We start from the raw sequence: 15,814 nt of genomic DNA, 5'->3' as shown, positions 1-15,814 counted from the left end.
AATCGATCGTTTGGTTTGTGACTGTACCAGGCTCAGAACGAGCGCGGCAGACCCAGGCTCTCGCCGATGTAGTTGCGCGCCATCTCGCTCGTGATCGGCCCGATCTGCAGCAGGCGCACGTCGCGCCAGTAGCGCTGCATGTCGTACTCGGCGGCGTAGCCGTTGCCGCCGAGGATCTGGATGCCCTCGTTCGCGCCGGCGGTCGCCAGCTCGGAGGCCAGGACCTTGGCCGTCGTCGCCTCCACCCCGCACGGCCGGCCCTCGCGCTCCATCCACGCCGCCCGGTAGGTGTGCAGGCGGCAGGTCTCCAGGTTCATGGCCATCTCGGCGATCTTGTGCTGGATGGCCTGCATCTGGCCGATCGGCTTGCCGAACGCCCGCCGCTCGGAGGCGTAGGCGATCGCGTCCTCCAGCACGCCGGCCAGGATGCCGGTGCACATCGCCGCGACCATGATGCGCTCGCTGTTGAGCGAGTCCGTCACCCCGCGCCAGCCCTGGTCGACCTCGCCGAGCACGTCGTCGTCGGAGACGAAGACGTCGCGCAGCGTGACCTGGCAGGAGCCCAGCGCGCGCATGCCGAGCTTCGGGATCGGCGTCGCGGAGAAGCCCTCGGCCTTGCCGTCGACCAAGAACATGGTCAACCCGCGCGAGGGCTTCTCGTGGTCGCTGGTGCGGGCCAGGACCAGCACGCGGTCGGCGATGTGCGAGAGCGTCGACCAGATCTTGTTGCCGTTGATGACCCAGCCGCCGTCGGCGCGCGTCGCCCGCGTGGTCATCGCGCGCAGCACGTCGGTGCCGCCGCCCGGCTCGGTCATCGCGAAGGCGAACAGCAGCTCGCCGGACGCCAGCTCGGGCAGCAGCTCCGCCTTCTGGGCGTCGCTGCCGTGGTTGATGATGGCCTTGCCGCCCGACCACACGTTGATGCCCCACATCCACGCCAGGCCGGCCAGCGAGCGCGACAGCTCCTCCTGGACGATGACCTGGTCGATGAGGTCGCCGCCCTCGCCCCCGTGCTCCTCGGGGATGCCGATGCCGTAGAGCCCGGCCTTGGCGAGGCTGTCGACGATCGCGCGCGGGAACTCCTCGCGCCGCTCGGCCTCGCGGGAGACCGACTTGGGGATCTCGCGCTCGACGAAGTCGTGCACGGTCTTGCGCAGCATCCGCTGCTCCTGGTTGAAGTCGAACCAGAGCCCGGCGGGGGCGTTCGCGGCGGTCGTGCTCATGGGGTGGCTCCCTCTTGGGTCAGCTCCTCCAGCAGCCGGGCGCGCAGCGCGGTCCGCTGGATCTTGGTGGTGGACATGGGCCAGTCGGCGCCGTCGATGAACCGGATCAGCCGCGGGACCTTGAAGCGGGCGACGCGCCCGCGGACGTGGTCGATCAGCTCCTGCGCGGTGACCTCGGCGCCGGGGACCAGCTCGACGAACGCGGCCGGGACCTCGATCAGGCGCTCGTCGGGCAGGCCGACGACCTGGGCGAGCTTGACCGCCGGATGCGTGCACAGCTGCGCCTCGACCTCCTGGGGCGCGACGTTCTCGCCGCCGACCTTCAGCGTCTCCTTGGCGCGGCCCAGGAACAGCGCGTAGCCGCGCTCGTCGACGACGCCGAGGTCCGACATCGTCACCCAGCCGCCGTCGAGCATCGACTCGGCGGTCTTCTCGGGCGACCTGTGGTACCCCGACAACGTGTTGAACCCGCGGAACTGGATGATGCCCGGCGTGCCCGGCGGGACCGGCTCGCCGGTGACGTCGTCGCAGACGCGCAGCTCCAGGCCGGCCTGCGGGCGCCCGCACGTGTTCAGCCGGTCCTCGAGCGCGTCGTCGGGGCGCGCCAGCGCCACCGGCCCGCCCTCGGTCCCGCCGTAGGTCGTCAACTGCGTCGCGTGCGGGAGCAGGGCCTGGAACTTGGCCAGCACCTCCGGCGGCGCGACGTTGAGGAACGTGCGGATCGCGCCGAGGTCGGCCGACGCGAAGTTGGGGTGGTTGACGAAGTCCTCCATGATCGGCTGGTAGGCCGGGTAGAACTCGGTCGCCCGCTCGCGCTGCACGGCCTCCAGGGCGCGGCCGGCGTCCCAGTGGTAGTCGGTGATGAACGTCGCGCCGGCGGCCAGCACCCACGTCAGGCACCCCAGCGCGGTGACGTGGAAGAGCGGCAGCGCCGTCCAGTGGCGGTCGGCGGCGGTCGTGCCCCACGTGGCGCCGGTCGTCAGCCACGTCCGGACGTGGGCCTCCTGGGTCAGGATCGCGCCGCGCGGCGTCGAGGTCGTGCCCGAGGTGTAGAGGATGAGCGCGGGATCGCGCATCCGCTGGCCCTCCACGCGGCGGGTCAGCTCGCGGCCGGCCTCCTCGTCGGCCTCGCCGGCCGCCAGGAAGCGCGCGCGGCCGACCATGCCCTCGGGCTCGCGCGCGCCCATCATCACGACGTCGCGCAGCTGGGGCGGGCGGTCGGCCAGCGCGTCGGCCAGCAGCGCGGTGAAGTCGACGTGGTCGTCGGCGCTGTCGTGGGTCAGCAACGCCACCAGGTCGGCGTCCCGCACCAAGAACTCCAGCTCGCTCGCGCGGTAGCGCGCGTTGATCGGGACGACGACCGCCCCGGCCAGCGACACCCCGAAGAAGCTCGCGACCAGGTCGGGGTGGTTGGTCATCAGCAGGCCGACGTGCTCGCCCGGCTGGACGCCCAGCGCGACCAGCGCGCGCCCGACCTCCCACGACCGGGCGACCAGGTCGGCGTAGGTCCAGCGCACGTCGGGGAACACCAGCGCCTCGTCTCGCGGCGCGCGCCGCGCCGAGCGCAGCAGCAGGTGGCCGAGGGGCATCACGTCCTCGGCCAACGCCAGGTCGTCGTAGGCGGCCATCGCCTACGCCAACTCGGCCAGCAGGCGCTCGCGCAGGCGGAAGCGCTGGATCTTGGTCGCCGACATCGGCCAGTCGTCGCCGTCGATGAAGCGGATCAGCCGCGGCACCTTGAACGAGGCGATGCGCGGGCGCAGGTAGGCGATCAGCTCCTCCTCGGTGACCTCCGCCCCGCCGTGCAGCTCGACGTAGGCGGCGACGACCTCCAGCAACCGCTCGTCGGGGATGCCGACGGCCTGCGCGAGCTTGACCGCCGGGTGCGTGCAGAGCTGCTCCTCGACCTCCTGGGGCGCGACGTTCTCGCCGCCGACCTTCAGCGTCTCCTTCGCGCGCCCGAGGAACAGCACGTTGCCGCGCTCGTCGAGCTTGCCGAGGTCCGACATCGTCACCCAGCCGCCCTCGAGCATCGTCTCGGCGGTCTTCTCGGGCGACTTGTAGTACCCCGACAACGTGTTGAACCCGCGGAACTGGATGATGCCCGGCGTGCCGACCGGCACCGGGTGGCCGTCCTCGTCGCAGATCCGCAGCTCCAGGCCCGGCTGGCAGCGGCCGGAGGTGTTGATCCGGTCCTCCAGCGGGTCGTCGGGCGAGGTGACCGCGAGCGCCCCGCCCTCGGTGCCGCCGTACATCGTCAGCCCCTTGGCGTGCGGCAGCCGCGCCTGGAACTCGGCCAGCATCTCCGGCGGCGCCGTGTTGTTGAAGATGCGCAGCGCGCTGAGGTCGGTCTCCGGGAAGCGCGGGTGGCTGAGGAAGGCCTCCATGATCGGCTGGTAGGCGGGGTAGAACTCGGTCACCCGCTCGCGCTCCATGACCTCCAGCGTGCGACCCGGGTCCCAGTGGTAGTCGCTGAGGAAGGTGGCGCCGTGGCCGAGCACGCCGGTCATCGCGCCGAGCGCGGCGACGTGGAAGAGCGGCAGCCCGTTCCAGTGGCGGTCCTCGGCCGTCGTCTGGAAGACCCGGGCGACGCCCATCCACACGCGCACGAACGCCTCGTGCGTGAGGATCGCGCCGCGCGGCGCCGAGGTCGTGCCCGACGTGTACAGGATGAGCGCGGGGTCGCGCAGGCGCAGGCCCTCGACGCGCGTCCGCAGCGTCGCGTCGTCGGCGTCGGTCGCGTGGCCGAGGAACGCCTCGCGGCTCACCATCCCCGCCGAGTCGCGACCGCCCATCATCACGACCGTGCGCAGCTTGGGGTGGTCGGGCAACCGCGGCGACCACGGGTCCTCGGCCGCGGCCAGGCCCGGAACCGAGTCATGCAACAACGCGGTGAAGTCCACGTGGTCGTCGGCGCTGTCGTGGGTGACCAAGGCCACCAGGTCGGCGTCGTCGATCAGGAAGTTCAGCTCGGCGGCCTTGTAGCGCGCGTTGATCGGCACCACCGTCGCGCCGGTCAGCGAGATCCCGAAGAACGTCGCGACGATGTCCGGGTGGTTGGTCATCAGGATCCCGACGTGCTCGCGCGGCTGGACGCCGGCGGCCACCAGCGACCGCGCGACCGCCCACGCCCGGTCGGTCAGGTCCCGGTAGGTCAGCCGGGCGTCGGGGAACAGCAGCGCCTCGTGGTCGGGATCGCGCCGCGTGGACCGCAGCAGCAGGTGCGGCAGCGGCATGACGTCCCGCGCGAGGGCTACGTCGTCGGCGGCGGCAGCGGAGCGGGCCGGCGATGCGAGGTGCTGGGACATGCGACTCCTCTGCGGCGTGGGGCCGCGGTTCAGGGCTGGGGGAACGACGGCGGGCGACGCTCGGTGAACGCGGCGATGCCCTCGGCGAAGTCCTCCGCGCCCTGCAGCAGCGCGATCGACTCCGCGACGTAGGGCTGGCGCTCCCAGCCACCCTGGTTGAGCATGGACTTGCCGACCGCGACGGCCAGCGGCGAGCGCGACGCGACGGCCTCGGCCAGGCGCTCCGCCTCGGCCAGGTGCTCGCCCGCGGGCACGACCGTGTTGACCAGGCCGGCCAGGCGGGCGTCCTGCGCGCCGATTGGCAGGCCGGTCAACACCAGGTACTTCATCCAGTGGACGTTGACGTGCGACAGCCCGCGGACCATGCCGGGCCCGGGCACCAGGCCGACGCCGGCCTCGGGCGTGCCGAAGCGCGCGGTCTCGTCGGCGACCACGATGTCGCAGACCATCGTCAGCTCGCAGCCGCCGCCGAGCGCGTGGCCGTGGACGGCGGCGATCACCGGCTTGGCGATCTCGTCCACCGCGCGGAAGCCGGTCAGCGCCTCGCGCATGTAGGCGCGGCGGCCGGCGACGCCGCCGCCGATCTGGCCGAAGTCCTCGATGTCGCCGCCGACCGAGAAGCACTTCCCCGCGCCGTGGAAGACGACGACGCGGACCTCGGGGTCGGCGTCCAGCGCGGCGGCGGTCTCGCGCAGCTCGGTGTAGAAGCTGCGCGGCATCGCGTTGAGCTTCTCCGGGCGGTCCAGCGTGACCCACGCGATCGCGTCGCGCTTCTCGACGGTCAGCATGCCGCGGCCTCGCGCGCGGCGCGCAGCCGCTTGCGGACGTCGTGGGAGTCGTACCAGCTGCTGAGCTTGACGATCCGGCCATCGGCGTCGAGGTCGAAGACGTCGACGGCGTCGAAGGTCAGCGGCGCGCCGGAGGCCAGCGCGCCGGTGAAGGTGATCTCCACGGTGACGGTCCGCCCCGCGTGGATGGCGCGCGTCGGGCCGTCGTGGTGGACCGGGTAGGGCTTGAGCGCCGCGGCGAAGTAGGTGGCGATCGCGTCGCCGCCGACGCGGGGCGCGGTGCCCGGCGCGAGCAGCCGACCGTCGGGCGCGAACAGCGCCGCGACGTCGCCGTAGCGCTCCTCGTTGATGCCGTCGAAGTACGCCGCGATCGTCTGCTCCGGCGTCCGCGCCGTCGACCCGCCGCGCTCGGTCTCGTCCTCGTCCACAGGTCTCCTCCAGGGATCGGTACGGGCGGCAGCATAACACCAAACGATCGGTTGGTGGATGGGTCCGCGAGGCTCTAAGGTCGGCCCATGGAGACCATCACCATCGATCGCCGCGACGACGGCACCGCGCTCGTGACGATGAACCGGCCGGACAAGATGAACGCCATGAGCCAGGCGTTCTTCCGCGAGCTGCCGGCGGCGCTGGACGCGCTGGACGCCGACCCCGGCGTGCGCGCCTGCGTGCTGACCGGCGCGGGCCGGGCGTTCTCGGCCGGCGGCGACATCGGGGACTTCCACGCGCTGGACGGCGTGGCCGACTACCGCCTCCAGGTCAAGCTCGCGCTGGAGTGCTTCTTGGCCGTCGAGCGCGCCGAGACCGTCGTCATCGCCGCGGTCAACGGCCTGGCCTTCGGCGGCGGGACCGAGCTGACGCTGGCCTGCGACATGGCCTTCGCTTCCACGCAGGCGCGCTTCGCGTTCAAGGAGATCACGCTCGGCCTGATGCCCGGCTACGGGATCGTGCGCGGCCCGGACGTGATGGGCCGGGCGTGGACGCACCGCATGGCGCTGACCGGCGACGTCGTCGCGGCCGAGCAGGCGCTGGCGATCGGCCTGGTCCAGGAGGTCAGCGAGCCCGACGCGCTGGTCGGCGACGCGCTCGCGCTCGCCGCGCGGATCGCCGCCAACCCGCCGGACGCCGTGGCCGTCGCCAAGCGCTTCACCAACCGTCACGCGCCCGCGGGCATCGCCGAGTCGATCGAGGCGACCGCGTTCCTGCAGGCCAACCCGGAGACCCGGGAGCGCGTGCGGACGTTCGTCAGCCGGAAGGGCTGAGCCCGTCCAGGAACTGCTCCAGCGCGGCGCCGAAGACGTCGTTGTCGTCGCCGGCCACCATGTGGCCGGCGGCCTTGACGTCGACCGACCGCGCGGTCGGCACCAAGGCCAACATGTCGGCCATCCCGGCCTCGCTGACCACGTCGGAGTTCGCGCCGCGGACGATCAGCGTCGGGATGTCGAGGTGCTCGGCGGCGGCGCGAAGCTTCGCGGGGTCGAAGCGGCGCGCGGGCTCGTCGTCGATGCGCATGAACGCCGGGTCCCAGTGCCAGCGCCAGCGCCCGTCGGCGCCCTGGCGGACGTTCTTGCGCAGGCCGTCGAGGTTGCGCGGCCGCGGCCGGTTGGGGTTGTAGGCGGCGATCGCGTCGGCGACCTCGTCCAGCGAGGCGAAGCCGTCGGGCGCCGCCGTCATGAAGTCCTTGATCCGCTGGACGCCGCGCGGCTCGGTGCGCACGACGACGTCGACGAGCACGAGGCCGCGCGCCAGGCCGGAGTGCTCCCCCGCCGCCACCAGCGCGGTCATGCCACCCAGCGACGCGCCGACCAGCACCGGCGGCGCCGGGAGCGTCCCGACGACCGCCAGCAGGTCGGCGACGAACGCCTCCAGGCCGTAGTCGCCGTCCGGGTCCCACGCGCTGTCGCCGTGGCCGCGCGCGTCGAGGGCCAGCGCCGTGCGCCCGGCGCGCGCCAGGCGCTCGGCGGTCCGGCCCCACGAGTGGCGCGTCTGCCCGCCGCCGTGCAGGAGCAGGACGACGTCGTCCGGATCCGCCCCCGCCCAGCGCTCGCCCGCCAGGCGCACGCCGCCCGCGCCGTCGAACTCGACGCGCTCGGGCGTGGGCGGCGGCGGGGCGCTCATCGCGGCGCGGCCGCCCGCGGGTCGTAGGTCCTGACCTCCGGCCGGTCGACGCCGGCGTCGACGAGCTTGTTCTTCTGGATCTTGGCGCTCGCGCTCTTGGGCAGCTCGGCGTGCACCTCGAGGTAGAGCGGGACCATGAAGCGCGGCAGGCGCTCCTTCAGCCACGCGTGGAAGCCGTCGGCGTCGAAGCCCGGGTCGGCCGTGGCGACGTCGAGCTTGACCTCGTGCTCGCCGAACTCGCCGGGCACGCCGAACGCGGCGGCCTCCAGCACGGACTCGTGGCCCATCGCGATGAACTCCAGCTCGGCCGCGGAGACGTTCTCGCCGCGGCGGCGGATGCGGTCCTGCACGCGACCGCTGTAGTGCACCAACCCCTGCTCGTCGACGAAGCCGAGGTCGCCCGTGTGGAACATGAAGTTGCGAAACGCGTCGACGGTCGCCTGCGGCTCGTCGTAGTAGCCGCGCGCCATCGCGTCGGGCAGCCGCGGGCGGTAGACGAGCTGGCCGATCTCGTTGGGCGGCAGGAGGCGGTCGTGCTCGTCGACCGCGCCGTAGTCGATCCACGCCGCGGCGTGCCCGACCGTGTCGTAGGGGACGCCTTCGATCATCTCGTTCTGCATCGGGTGCGGGTAGACCTCGGTCATGCCGTACCCCTGCCACAGCAGCCTCACGCCGAACCGGCGCTCGAACTCCTCGCCGTCGGCGGGGAACGGCAGGCAGAAGAGCTTCTTCAGGCGGTGCTCGGGGACCTCGGTGACCGTCCGCAGCAGGATCGCGGCCAGCGGGCCGAGGATGATCGCGAACGTCGCCTCGCACTCGGCGATCTCCTGCCAGAACGTCGACGCGGAGAACTTCGCGCGCAGGTGGGCGCGGCAGCCGGCGTGCAGCGCGGAGTTGGAGACGATGTGCAGCGCGGCCACGTGGAAGAGCGGCAGCGGCGTCGTCAGCACGTCGTCCTCGGTGTGGCCCTGGCCGTCGGAGACGATCGCCGAGTAGAGGTACAGGAAGTGGTGCGGGTAGACCACGCCCTTGGCGTTGCCGGTCGTCCCGGAGGTGAACTGGATCAGCGCCGGCCGCGAGCTGTCGGGCAGCTCGCCGACCGGATCCTCGGAGCGCCCCTCCAGCCACTCGTCCCACGACACGACGCGCACGCCGTGCAGGGAGCTGGGCCGCGGGCCGTCGCCGGCGACCACGACGAGGCGCACGGCGCCGAGCGAGTCCAGGCGCTCCAGGACGTCGAGCAGGTCGGCGCGCGCGACCAGGACCTCGATGTCGGACTTCTCGATCACGCGCTGCAGCAGCACGCCGCGCGAGTCGGCGTTGAGCGGGACGGTCACGCCGCCGGCGGCCATCGCGCCGTAGAAGGCGGGGAAGAACTCGACCTGGTTGCGCAGGAACAGGCCGACGTGGCAGGGGCCGCCGACGTCGGCGTGCAGCGCGTTGGCGACCCGGTTGACCGCGCGCTGGGCGCCGCCGAAGGTCAGGCTCGCGCCGTCGTCGAAGACCAGCCACGTCCGGTCCGGGCGCTCGGCCGCGCGGCCGGCGAGGACGTGGAGCATCGTGCGCTGTGGCAGCGGGAAGCGCGCGCCGTACGGCCCGAGGTCGGGCCCCTTGCCTTGGAGTAGCTCTCCCATGCCTCCGAGCCTATCCGACCAACCGACTGTTTGGGAACCGGTGGTAGGGTCGGCCCGTGCAAGCGCGTGCGTCGTCGGGCGAGGTCGTCGTCGACGGGTGCCCGATCCGCTGGTCGGCGACCGGCGCGGGCGCGCCCGAGATCCTGCTGGTCCACGGCGGCAGCGCCCACGCGGGCTGGTGGGCACCGATGCTGCGCGCCCGCTCCGGCGGGCAGCGGTTCATCACGATGGACTTGAGCGGCCACGGCGACAGCGGCCACCGGGAGCGCTACCCGACGACCACCTGGGCCGACGAGGTCGCGGCGGTGATCCGAGCGGCGGCGTCCGGGCCGGTCGCGATCGTCGGCCACAGCATGGGCGGGCGCGTCAGCGCGGTGACGGCCGCGCTGCTGGCCTGGCTGCCCGAGACGCGGCCGCTCAGTCGCTGAGCGCCGCGATCCGCGCGTCCAGCTCGGCGGCCCAGTCGGCTTCGAGGCCGTCGGGCAGCGGGACCTGGACGACGCGCGGCTTCACCCGCGTCGCGAGCCGCTCGATCGCGCGCAGGCGCGCGGCGAGCGGGAGCGCGGGCGGCGGGACGAGGACGGTGACGTCGCACCCCCACGCCGCCTGGTCGGCGCGCAGCGCGGCGACGAGCGCGTCGGCGTCGAAGTCGGGCTCCAGCGCGCGCAGCGCGGGGCGCACCCGACCTGTAGGCGTTGGTGACGTGGCGGCGGTCTCGACGACGTGCGGCAGCCCGCGCGCGGGCGCGACCGCCGGCGCCGCCGAGCCCGCGAGCCAGAGCGGCAGCTCGGCCTGCACGGGCGGCGGCGTGACGACGATCCGCTCGGTCGCGCCGTCGTTCTCGGGCCGCAGCGCCGGGATCGTCCAGCGCTCGCCCTCGTGGCGGAACGGCCGCGCGGCCAGCGCGGCGACCAGCGCGTCGGCGCTCTCCCCCAGCACGGCGGCGTCGTCGCCCCGCACGGCCAGCACGAGCCGGCCGTTGGTGATGGTGTCGGCCACCGCGGCGGCCTCGGCGACGGCCAGCGGATGCTCGGACGCCGCGACGCACGCGACCGGCCGCAGCGTGGTCGTGGCCGGGCCCAGCGCCGCGGCGGTCAGCAGCGGCGGGCCGCCGCCCTCCGCCTCGCGCAGCCACGCGAAGTCCAAGCCCGCGCGCTCGGCGGCTTGAGCCTGCGCCACGAGATCGTGCAGCGGCGCGTCGGCGCCGGGCGCCGGGTCCAGGACGACGCCGAGCCTCACGCCGCCACCGCCAGCGCGGGCACGACGTGCTCGGCGATCCGCGCCATCGTCTCGGCGCGTCGCGGCCGGCGGCCGTCGCCGGCGAGATGCAGGACCGCGAGGTCGACGCCCAGCGCCGCGAAGCCCGCCAGCTGCTCGGCGACCTCCTCGGCGCCGCCGAACAGGCCGGTGTCGACGGTCCGCCGGGCCTGGGCCTCCAGCAGGTCGGGGGCCGAGAAGCCCGGCCGGCCGCGCAGCGGGAACCAGGAGCCGGTGTACTCGCGCGTGAACGCGCGGTTGGCGGCCACGGCGCGGTCGCGGTCGGCGGCCGTGCCGTCGGTGACCCACGTGTACTTCATGATCCCGATCCGTCCCGGTGTCCGCCCGGCCCGCTCGGCGTGCTCGCGCACCGTGGCGATCGCCTCGGCCGCCTGCTCCAGGCGCAGCGTCGAGGGCAACATGATGTTCAAGCCCCGGCGCCCGGCGCGCTGCAGCGCGGGCGCCGCCATCCCGCCGACCCAGATCGGCGCGGGCGCGCCGTCGCCCGCGGCGAGGACGTCCAGCCCCGCGTCCATCCGGCGGCCGCGGACCGTGCGCGACAGGCCGAAGCCGTCGTACTCCGCGGCCCGGTAGCCGAGGCCGACGCCGTGCTCGAAGCGCCCGCCCGACAGCCGCGCCAGCCACGCCACCTCGGCCCGCGCGCGGACGGGGTCGTAGAGCGGCAGCAGGTGGATGCCGGTGCCGACATGGAGGCGTCGGGTCGCCGCCAGCACCGCGGCGGCCGCGACCAGCGGCGCCGGGCACCAGCCGTCGTACCAGAAGTGGTGCTCGGCCAGCCACAGCGAGTGGAAGCCGAGCGCCTCGGCCGCCCGCGCGTCGTCCAGCAGGTCGGCGTAGAGCGTGGCGTGGGCCGCCGGCGCCGCGGCGGTCGACCGCATCGTCCAGAGGCCCAGGCCGACGTCCATCGCGCTAGTCCTGGGACCCGTTCTCCCAGCGGCCCTCGACCGCCTGGTACGGCCGCGCGACCTCGACCAGCGTGCCGTGCGCGCTGCGCGGCAGCACCCAGGTCCAGCGCTGCCAGGGCATCGACGGGTCCTGGTTCTCCTCGGGGCTGGTCTCCAGGCCCTCCTCGGCCAGCCGCCGGGCGACCGCGCCGGGGTCGTCGGTCGTGAAGCAGATGTGGTGCACGTGCTCGCCGACCTTCTCCAGCCGACGGCCCAGCGGCGTGTCGGGCGCGGGCTGCATCAGCTGGATCTCGGCGCCGTGGTGGGAGACGAACGTCGCCCAGCGCATCTGGTCCTCGCCGCCCTCGAACTCCTCGTAGCGGACGACCGGCTCCTCGAGCTGGCCGGGGTCGAGCGCGCCGAGGATCTTCGTCCAGTCGGCGACGGCCTGGTCGAGGTCCTTGACGAGCAGGCACACATGGGCGAGAGGTCCGCTGGGCACGAGCAGCTCCTTGGATCGTTCAGGGGTTCTGGGACAGGATGAGCGAAGCGGTGCCGGCGATGGCGCGGGCGCCGCCGTCGACGTCGAGCCACACCGCGCAGTTCAGGATGCGGGTGCCGTGCTCGCCGTCGGCGACGGACTCCACGACGCCGGCGGCGATCACGCGGTCGCCACCGAAGACGTTGGCCTGCAGGCGGACGCGCAGGTCGACGACCGTCGCGCCGGGCACCGCGGCCTTGAGCATCTCCAGCACGTAGCCGAAGTTCGCCGGACCCTGGTTGACCACGCGGTCGCCCAACCCCATCGCCTTGACCGCCTCGGGGTCGAGGTGGATCGGGTTGGGGTCGGCGAGCACCTCGGCGAAGTCGGCCATCGCCGCCGGGCTGACGGACTCGACGACCCAGGGGCCCAGCGCGGCGCCGGCCTCCGGCGTCATCACGCGGCCCGCCGGGGCAGGATGAAGGTGTTGGTCGTCGACACGACCTCGGCGCCGTCGCCGTCCAGCAGGCGCTCGCGGTAGGTCATGATGTCGAACGGGCCGGTCTTGCGGCCCTCCTTGCGCACGATGCTCAGCACCTCGCCGGTCACGCGGTACTCGACGCCGACGGCCAGCGGCGCGCGCAGCTCCATGTCGACCGAGCCGAGCATCGGGCCGTCGGCGACGTCGAAGTCCGCCAGCGCGCAGAGGTCGGCGACGCCGATGCCGATCCCGCGCTGCGTGGCGACGTAGGCCCACAGCGGATGGGCGGTCGTGTCCTCGGGGTCCGCGCCGAGGACGCCGGCCAGCCGCCGGTTCTCCTCGGGGGTGATCGTGAACGTGCCGGGCGGCAGCGGGGTGCCGGATGCGACGGCCATGTCGATAAACCTACCGAACGGTTGGTGGTTCATGCAAGGCCGTCGGCCCAGTGCGCCTCCAGGCCCGGCGGCAGCGCGTCGAGCTGGACGTGCGGGCGCACCTCGCGGCCGAGCGCGGCGGCGTCGCCGGCCTCGGCGCGGACGATCGCCCAGTCCTGGCCGAACGCCTCGCGGCCCGCGCGCAGCGCCGCCCGCAGCGCGGCCGGATCGCCGTCCCACGTGTGGTGCCGGGCGCGCGGCGCGCCGATCAGCGCGGGCCCGGCCTCGGCCTCCGCGGCCGACCAGGCCGCGGCCAGCGCGCCGAGGTCGTCGTCGGCGTCCGCGACGTGGCCCAGCGCGCGCCGCCCGTCGGGGCCCGCCGCCGCGCCGGCGGTCCAGACCTCCACGCGCGGCCGGCTCGGCGTGGGCGTCACGCGCACCCGGCGCTCGACGCCGTGCACGTTCTGCTCCAGGTTGGCGGGCACCGTCCAGCGCCGCCCCGCGAAGCGGAACGGCCGCGCGGCCAGCGCCGTGCGCAGGAGGTCCAGCGCCTCCTCGTAGTCGGCGCGCGCGACGCCGGCTCCGGGCACGGCGACGACGACCAGCCGGCCCGCGCAGACCAGGTCGGTGACCGCGACCTCCTCGGCGACCTCGACCGGATGGCGGTCGCCCAGCGCGACGTGCGCGGCGAGCAGGACGTCGTCGACCGCGGGCGCGAGCGCCGCGGCGGCGATCAGCGGCGCGGGCAGCTCCGCGCTCGGCGCCAGCAGCAGCCCGTCCAGGCCGGCGGCGCGCGCCGCCCGCGCGGCGGCCACCGCGCCGGCGAGGTCGTCGAGCCGCGGGGGCCGCAGCAGGAACCTCACGCGACGACCCGCCCCGCGGGCAGCAGCGGCGCGACCTCGTCGGCGACGCGCGCGATCTGCTCCTCCAGCGCCGCCGGCTCGACGAAGTCGAAGGCCAACCGCACCACGACGAGGTCGACGCCCGCGTCGAACAGCGCGGTCAGCCCGGCGGCGACGTGCTCGGCGCCGCCGACCAGCGCGCACGCGCGCACCCGGGCCATCTGGCGGTCCAGGTGCTCGGGCGCGGTGAAGCCGACCTCGCCGCGCAGCACCCACCACGCGCCGGCCTCCTCGCGGTAGTGGCGGACCATGGCCTCCATGAACCGCTCGGCGCGCGCGGGGTCCGGCTCGACCCAGACGTCGCGCATCGCGCCGACGACGCCCGCGCCACCGTCGCCGCCCTCGCTCTGCTCGCGGAACGGCTCCGCGTGCTGGGCCAGCTCGTGCGCCAGCACGGTCTGGGGCAGCATGATCCGGTGGCCGCCGCGGGCCGCGCGGGCGATCGCCGCCGGCGCCAGCCCGCCGATCCACACCGGCGGACGGTCGTCGCCGTCCCACGCCGCGTCCCAGGTCTGAAGCGCCGCGTCCATCAGCCGCCCACGCCGGTCGCGGCGCAGCCCCAGCGCGTCGAACTCCGCGTCGCGGTGGCCGAGGCCGACCCCGAGGTCGAAGCGCCCGCCGGACAGCCGGTGCAGCGTCCGCGCGTTGGCCACCACGCCGCCGGGGTCGTGCTGGGGCAGCAGCATCATCGCGCTGGAGAAGCGCAGGCGCTCGGTCGCCGCCAGGCCCGCGGCGGTCGCGTGCGCGAGCGCCGGGCACCAGCCGTCGTACCAGAGGCGATGCTCGGCGGTCCACGCCGAGTGGAAGCCGTGGCGGTCCAGCAGCGCGGCCTGCGCGGCGAAGCGCCGGTACTGCTCGGGGATGCTCGCCGGCCGCGTGGCCGAGGACTGGAACGTCCACAGCCCCACCCCCAAGCGCGACGTCCCGTGCGACACGGGACAAACCTACCGTTCGGTTGGTAGCGGGCGCAAGCCCGCCGGCGTCAGGCGCTCAGAAGCCGCCGGAGATCCCGCGCATGATGTAGGCCACGCACGCGTCGGCCACGTCGTCGGCCTGGCGGCCGCTGCCGCCGCGGTACCAGCGGTAGGGCCAGATGATCGTGGCGAACACGCAGTTGGCGACCATCGCCGCCGGCATGCCGTCGTCGGCCAGCCCGGCCTTCTGCGCCTCCTCGATCAGCCCGGTCAGGTAGCGGTCGTGGACGCGGCGCCACTTGACGACCGACGCCCGGCGCTCCGGGCCCAGGCGGTCCAGCTCGTGGTAGTAGATCGCCATGCGCTGCAGGTCGCGCAGGTTGTGGGACACCTGCAGGCGGACGTACAGCGCGATGCGCTCCAGCGCGTCGATGTCCTCGGCCGCCGAGACCTTCTCCAGGAGGCGCTCGACGTCGGCGTGCACGTCCTCGAAGACCCAGAACAGCAGGTCTTCCTTGGTGTCGATGTAGTGGTACAGGCTGCCCTTGAGGATGCCCAGCTCGTCGGCGACGGCCTGGACGGTCGCGTTGGCGTAGCCGCGCTCGTAGAAGACCTTGGCGGCCGCGACGACGACCTCCTGGTCGCGCTTGCGCGAGGAGCGGGCGGGCTCGGCCTGGGCGCGGGCGGCGGTGCGGGGCATGGCTCAGGCCGCCTTCGTCGCGCGGCCGCGGGCCGGGGCCTTCGGCTTGGCCTTGGCCTTGGCGGCGGTCGCCGTCGCGGCCTTGGCCTTCGGCGCCGCCTTGGCGCGAGCGGGCGCCTTGCCCCCGCGCGCGGGCTTCCTGGCCACGTCGCCGACGATCCCGCGGATCGCGAACTTCGAGCACACCGCGGCGACCTGCTCGCGGTCGTCGCGCCCCTCGCGGTACCAGCGGTAGGTCCAGATGATCGTGGCGAAGATGCAGCGGCCGAGCGTCGTCGCGTCGACGTCCGGGTCGGCCTGGCCGTTGGCCTGGGCCTCCTCGATCAGCGCCCGCACGTACTGCTCGTGCTCGCGCCGGCGGGAGACGATCCGCTTGCGCCGCTCGACGCTCAGCCGGTCGAGGTCGTGGTAGTAGACCGAGACGCGCAGCAGGTTGTCGATGTTGTACTCGACCTGCCGGCGCACGTACAGCTCCAGGCGCGCCAGCGGGTCGAGGCCCTCGATCGCCGCGACCTCCCCGAGGACCTGGAAGATCTCGTCGTGGGTCTCCTCGAGCAGCCGGAAGAGCAGATCTTCCTTGGTCTTGATGTAGTGGTACAGGCTGCCCTTGAGGATGCCCAGCTCATCGGCCACGTCCTGCACCGAGGCGTCGGCGTACCCGCGCTCGTAGAAGACCCGGGCGGCCGCGTCGAGCACCTCCCGGTCGCGCTTCTTGGGGGCGTTCCGGGC

18 protein-coding genes are annotated in these 15,814 nt (G+C 74.1%); 2 read left to right on the top strand and 16 right to left on the bottom strand.

Going from position 1 to position 15,814, the window contains the following annotated elements; genetic code table 11:
* Positions 1-32 precede the first annotated feature (32 nt).
* From VFG42_RS09490 to VFG42_RS09470, 5 genes are read right to left on the bottom strand one after another with little or no spacing between them, the layout of a single operon-like run.
* The gene (locus tag VFG42_RS09490; protein ID WP_324907675.1) at positions 33-1,223 is read right to left on the bottom strand and encodes an acyl-CoA dehydrogenase family protein; all 1,191 of its coding nucleotides are present in this window, start codon (positions 1,221-1,223) and stop codon (positions 33-35) included.
* Positions 1,220-2,851, bottom strand: coding sequence for a class I adenylate-forming enzyme family protein (locus VFG42_RS09485; protein WP_324907673.1), 1,632 nt, complete (start codon positions 2,849-2,851; stop codon positions 1,220-1,222). The genes VFG42_RS09490 and VFG42_RS09485 overlap by 4 nt, the downstream gene beginning before the upstream one ends.
* A gap of 3 nt (positions 2,852-2,854) precedes the next feature.
* The gene (locus tag VFG42_RS09480; RefSeq protein WP_324907671.1) at positions 2,855-4,531 is read right to left on the bottom strand and encodes a class I adenylate-forming enzyme family protein; all 1,677 of its coding nucleotides are present in this window, start codon (positions 4,529-4,531) and stop codon (positions 2,855-2,857) included.
* 29 nt (positions 4,532-4,560) lie between these two features.
* Positions 4,561-5,319 carry an enoyl-CoA hydratase/isomerase family protein gene (locus tag VFG42_RS09475; protein ID WP_324907669.1) on the bottom strand — a complete coding sequence of 253 codons (759 nt, stop codon included), beginning with the start codon at positions 5,317-5,319 and terminating at the stop codon, positions 4,561-4,563.
* Positions 5,313-5,747: a nuclear transport factor 2 family protein gene (locus tag VFG42_RS09470; protein ID WP_324907667.1), complete on the bottom strand. Its 435-nt coding sequence runs from the start codon at positions 5,745-5,747 to the stop codon at positions 5,313-5,315. Before VFG42_RS09470 ends, VFG42_RS09475 begins: the two co-directional genes overlap by 7 nt.
* A gap of 87 nt (positions 5,748-5,834) precedes the next feature.
* Here VFG42_RS09470 and VFG42_RS09465 point away from each other — a divergent pair, with 87 nt between their 5' ends.
* A complete protein-coding gene (locus tag VFG42_RS09465; RefSeq protein WP_324907665.1) occupies positions 5,835-6,581 on the top strand; it encodes an enoyl-CoA hydratase/isomerase family protein in 747 nt (248 codons plus the stop codon).
* On the opposite strand, the gene VFG42_RS09460 is transcribed toward VFG42_RS09465, so the two are convergent.
* Positions 6,565-7,437 carry an alpha/beta hydrolase gene (locus VFG42_RS09460; RefSeq protein ID WP_324907663.1) on the bottom strand — a complete coding sequence of 291 codons (873 nt, stop codon included), beginning with the start codon at positions 7,435-7,437 and terminating at the stop codon, positions 6,565-6,567. The genes VFG42_RS09465 and VFG42_RS09460 overlap by 17 nt on opposite strands.
* Positions 7,434-9,071, bottom strand: coding sequence for a class I adenylate-forming enzyme family protein (locus VFG42_RS09455; protein ID WP_324907661.1), 1,638 nt, complete (start codon positions 9,069-9,071; stop codon positions 7,434-7,436). Before VFG42_RS09455 ends, VFG42_RS09460 begins: the two co-directional genes overlap by 4 nt.
* Positions 9,072-9,127: 56 nt before the next feature.
* Between VFG42_RS09455 and VFG42_RS09450 the strand changes: the two genes are divergently transcribed.
* Positions 9,128-9,499, top strand: coding sequence for an alpha/beta hydrolase (locus VFG42_RS09450; protein ID WP_324907659.1), 372 nt, complete (start codon positions 9,128-9,130; stop codon positions 9,497-9,499).
* Here the strand turns inward: VFG42_RS09450 and VFG42_RS09445 are convergent.
* The 9 genes from VFG42_RS09445 to VFG42_RS09405 are packed head-to-tail and all read right to left on the bottom strand — an operon-like array spanning position 9,489 to position 15,781.
* Positions 9,489-10,310, bottom strand: coding sequence for an LLM class flavin-dependent oxidoreductase (locus VFG42_RS09445; RefSeq protein WP_324907657.1), 822 nt, complete (start codon positions 10,308-10,310; stop codon positions 9,489-9,491). The two genes, VFG42_RS09450 and VFG42_RS09445, sit on opposite strands and share 11 nt — an antisense overlap.
* Positions 10,307-11,254, bottom strand: coding sequence for an LLM class flavin-dependent oxidoreductase (locus tag VFG42_RS09440; RefSeq protein ID WP_324907655.1), 948 nt, complete (start codon positions 11,252-11,254; stop codon positions 10,307-10,309). Before VFG42_RS09440 ends, VFG42_RS09445 begins: the two co-directional genes overlap by 4 nt.
* Before the next feature lie 4 nt (positions 11,255-11,258).
* Positions 11,259-11,735: a VOC family protein gene (locus tag VFG42_RS09435; RefSeq protein WP_324907653.1), complete on the bottom strand. Its 477-nt coding sequence runs from the start codon at positions 11,733-11,735 to the stop codon at positions 11,259-11,261.
* Between the two features lie 19 nt (positions 11,736-11,754).
* Complete coding sequence (locus VFG42_RS09430; protein ID WP_324907651.1) at positions 11,755-12,171, bottom strand: MaoC family dehydratase; 417 nt, start codon at positions 12,169-12,171, stop codon at positions 11,755-11,757.
* A complete protein-coding gene (locus VFG42_RS09425; protein ID WP_324907649.1) occupies positions 12,171-12,590 on the bottom strand; it encodes a hypothetical protein in 420 nt (139 codons plus the stop codon). Before VFG42_RS09425 ends, VFG42_RS09430 begins: the two co-directional genes overlap by 1 nt.
* 29 nt (positions 12,591-12,619) lie before the next feature.
* Complete coding sequence (locus VFG42_RS09420; protein WP_324907647.1) at positions 12,620-13,432, bottom strand: hypothetical protein; 813 nt, start codon at positions 13,430-13,432, stop codon at positions 12,620-12,622.
* Positions 13,429-14,406, bottom strand: a complete 978-nt coding sequence (locus VFG42_RS09415) for an LLM class flavin-dependent oxidoreductase (RefSeq protein WP_324907645.1) — start codon at positions 14,404-14,406, stop codon at positions 13,429-13,431. The genes VFG42_RS09420 and VFG42_RS09415 overlap by 4 nt, the downstream gene beginning before the upstream one ends.
* Positions 14,407-14,461: 55 nt before the next feature.
* A complete protein-coding gene (locus tag VFG42_RS09410) occupies positions 14,462-15,085 on the bottom strand; it encodes a TetR/AcrR family transcriptional regulator (protein WP_324907642.1) in 624 nt (207 codons plus the stop codon).
* A gap of 3 nt (positions 15,086-15,088) precedes the next feature.
* Positions 15,089-15,781, bottom strand: a complete 693-nt coding sequence (locus tag VFG42_RS09405) for a TetR/AcrR family transcriptional regulator (RefSeq protein WP_324907640.1) — start codon at positions 15,779-15,781, stop codon at positions 15,089-15,091.
* Positions 15,782-15,814 lie beyond the last annotated feature (33 nt).

This window comes from Baekduia sp. (assembly GCF_035685985.1).
Taxonomy (GTDB): domain Bacteria; phylum Actinomycetota; class Thermoleophilia; order Solirubrobacterales; family Solirubrobacteraceae; genus Baekduia.
This window is presented reverse-complemented; position numbering and strand designations above follow the sequence as displayed.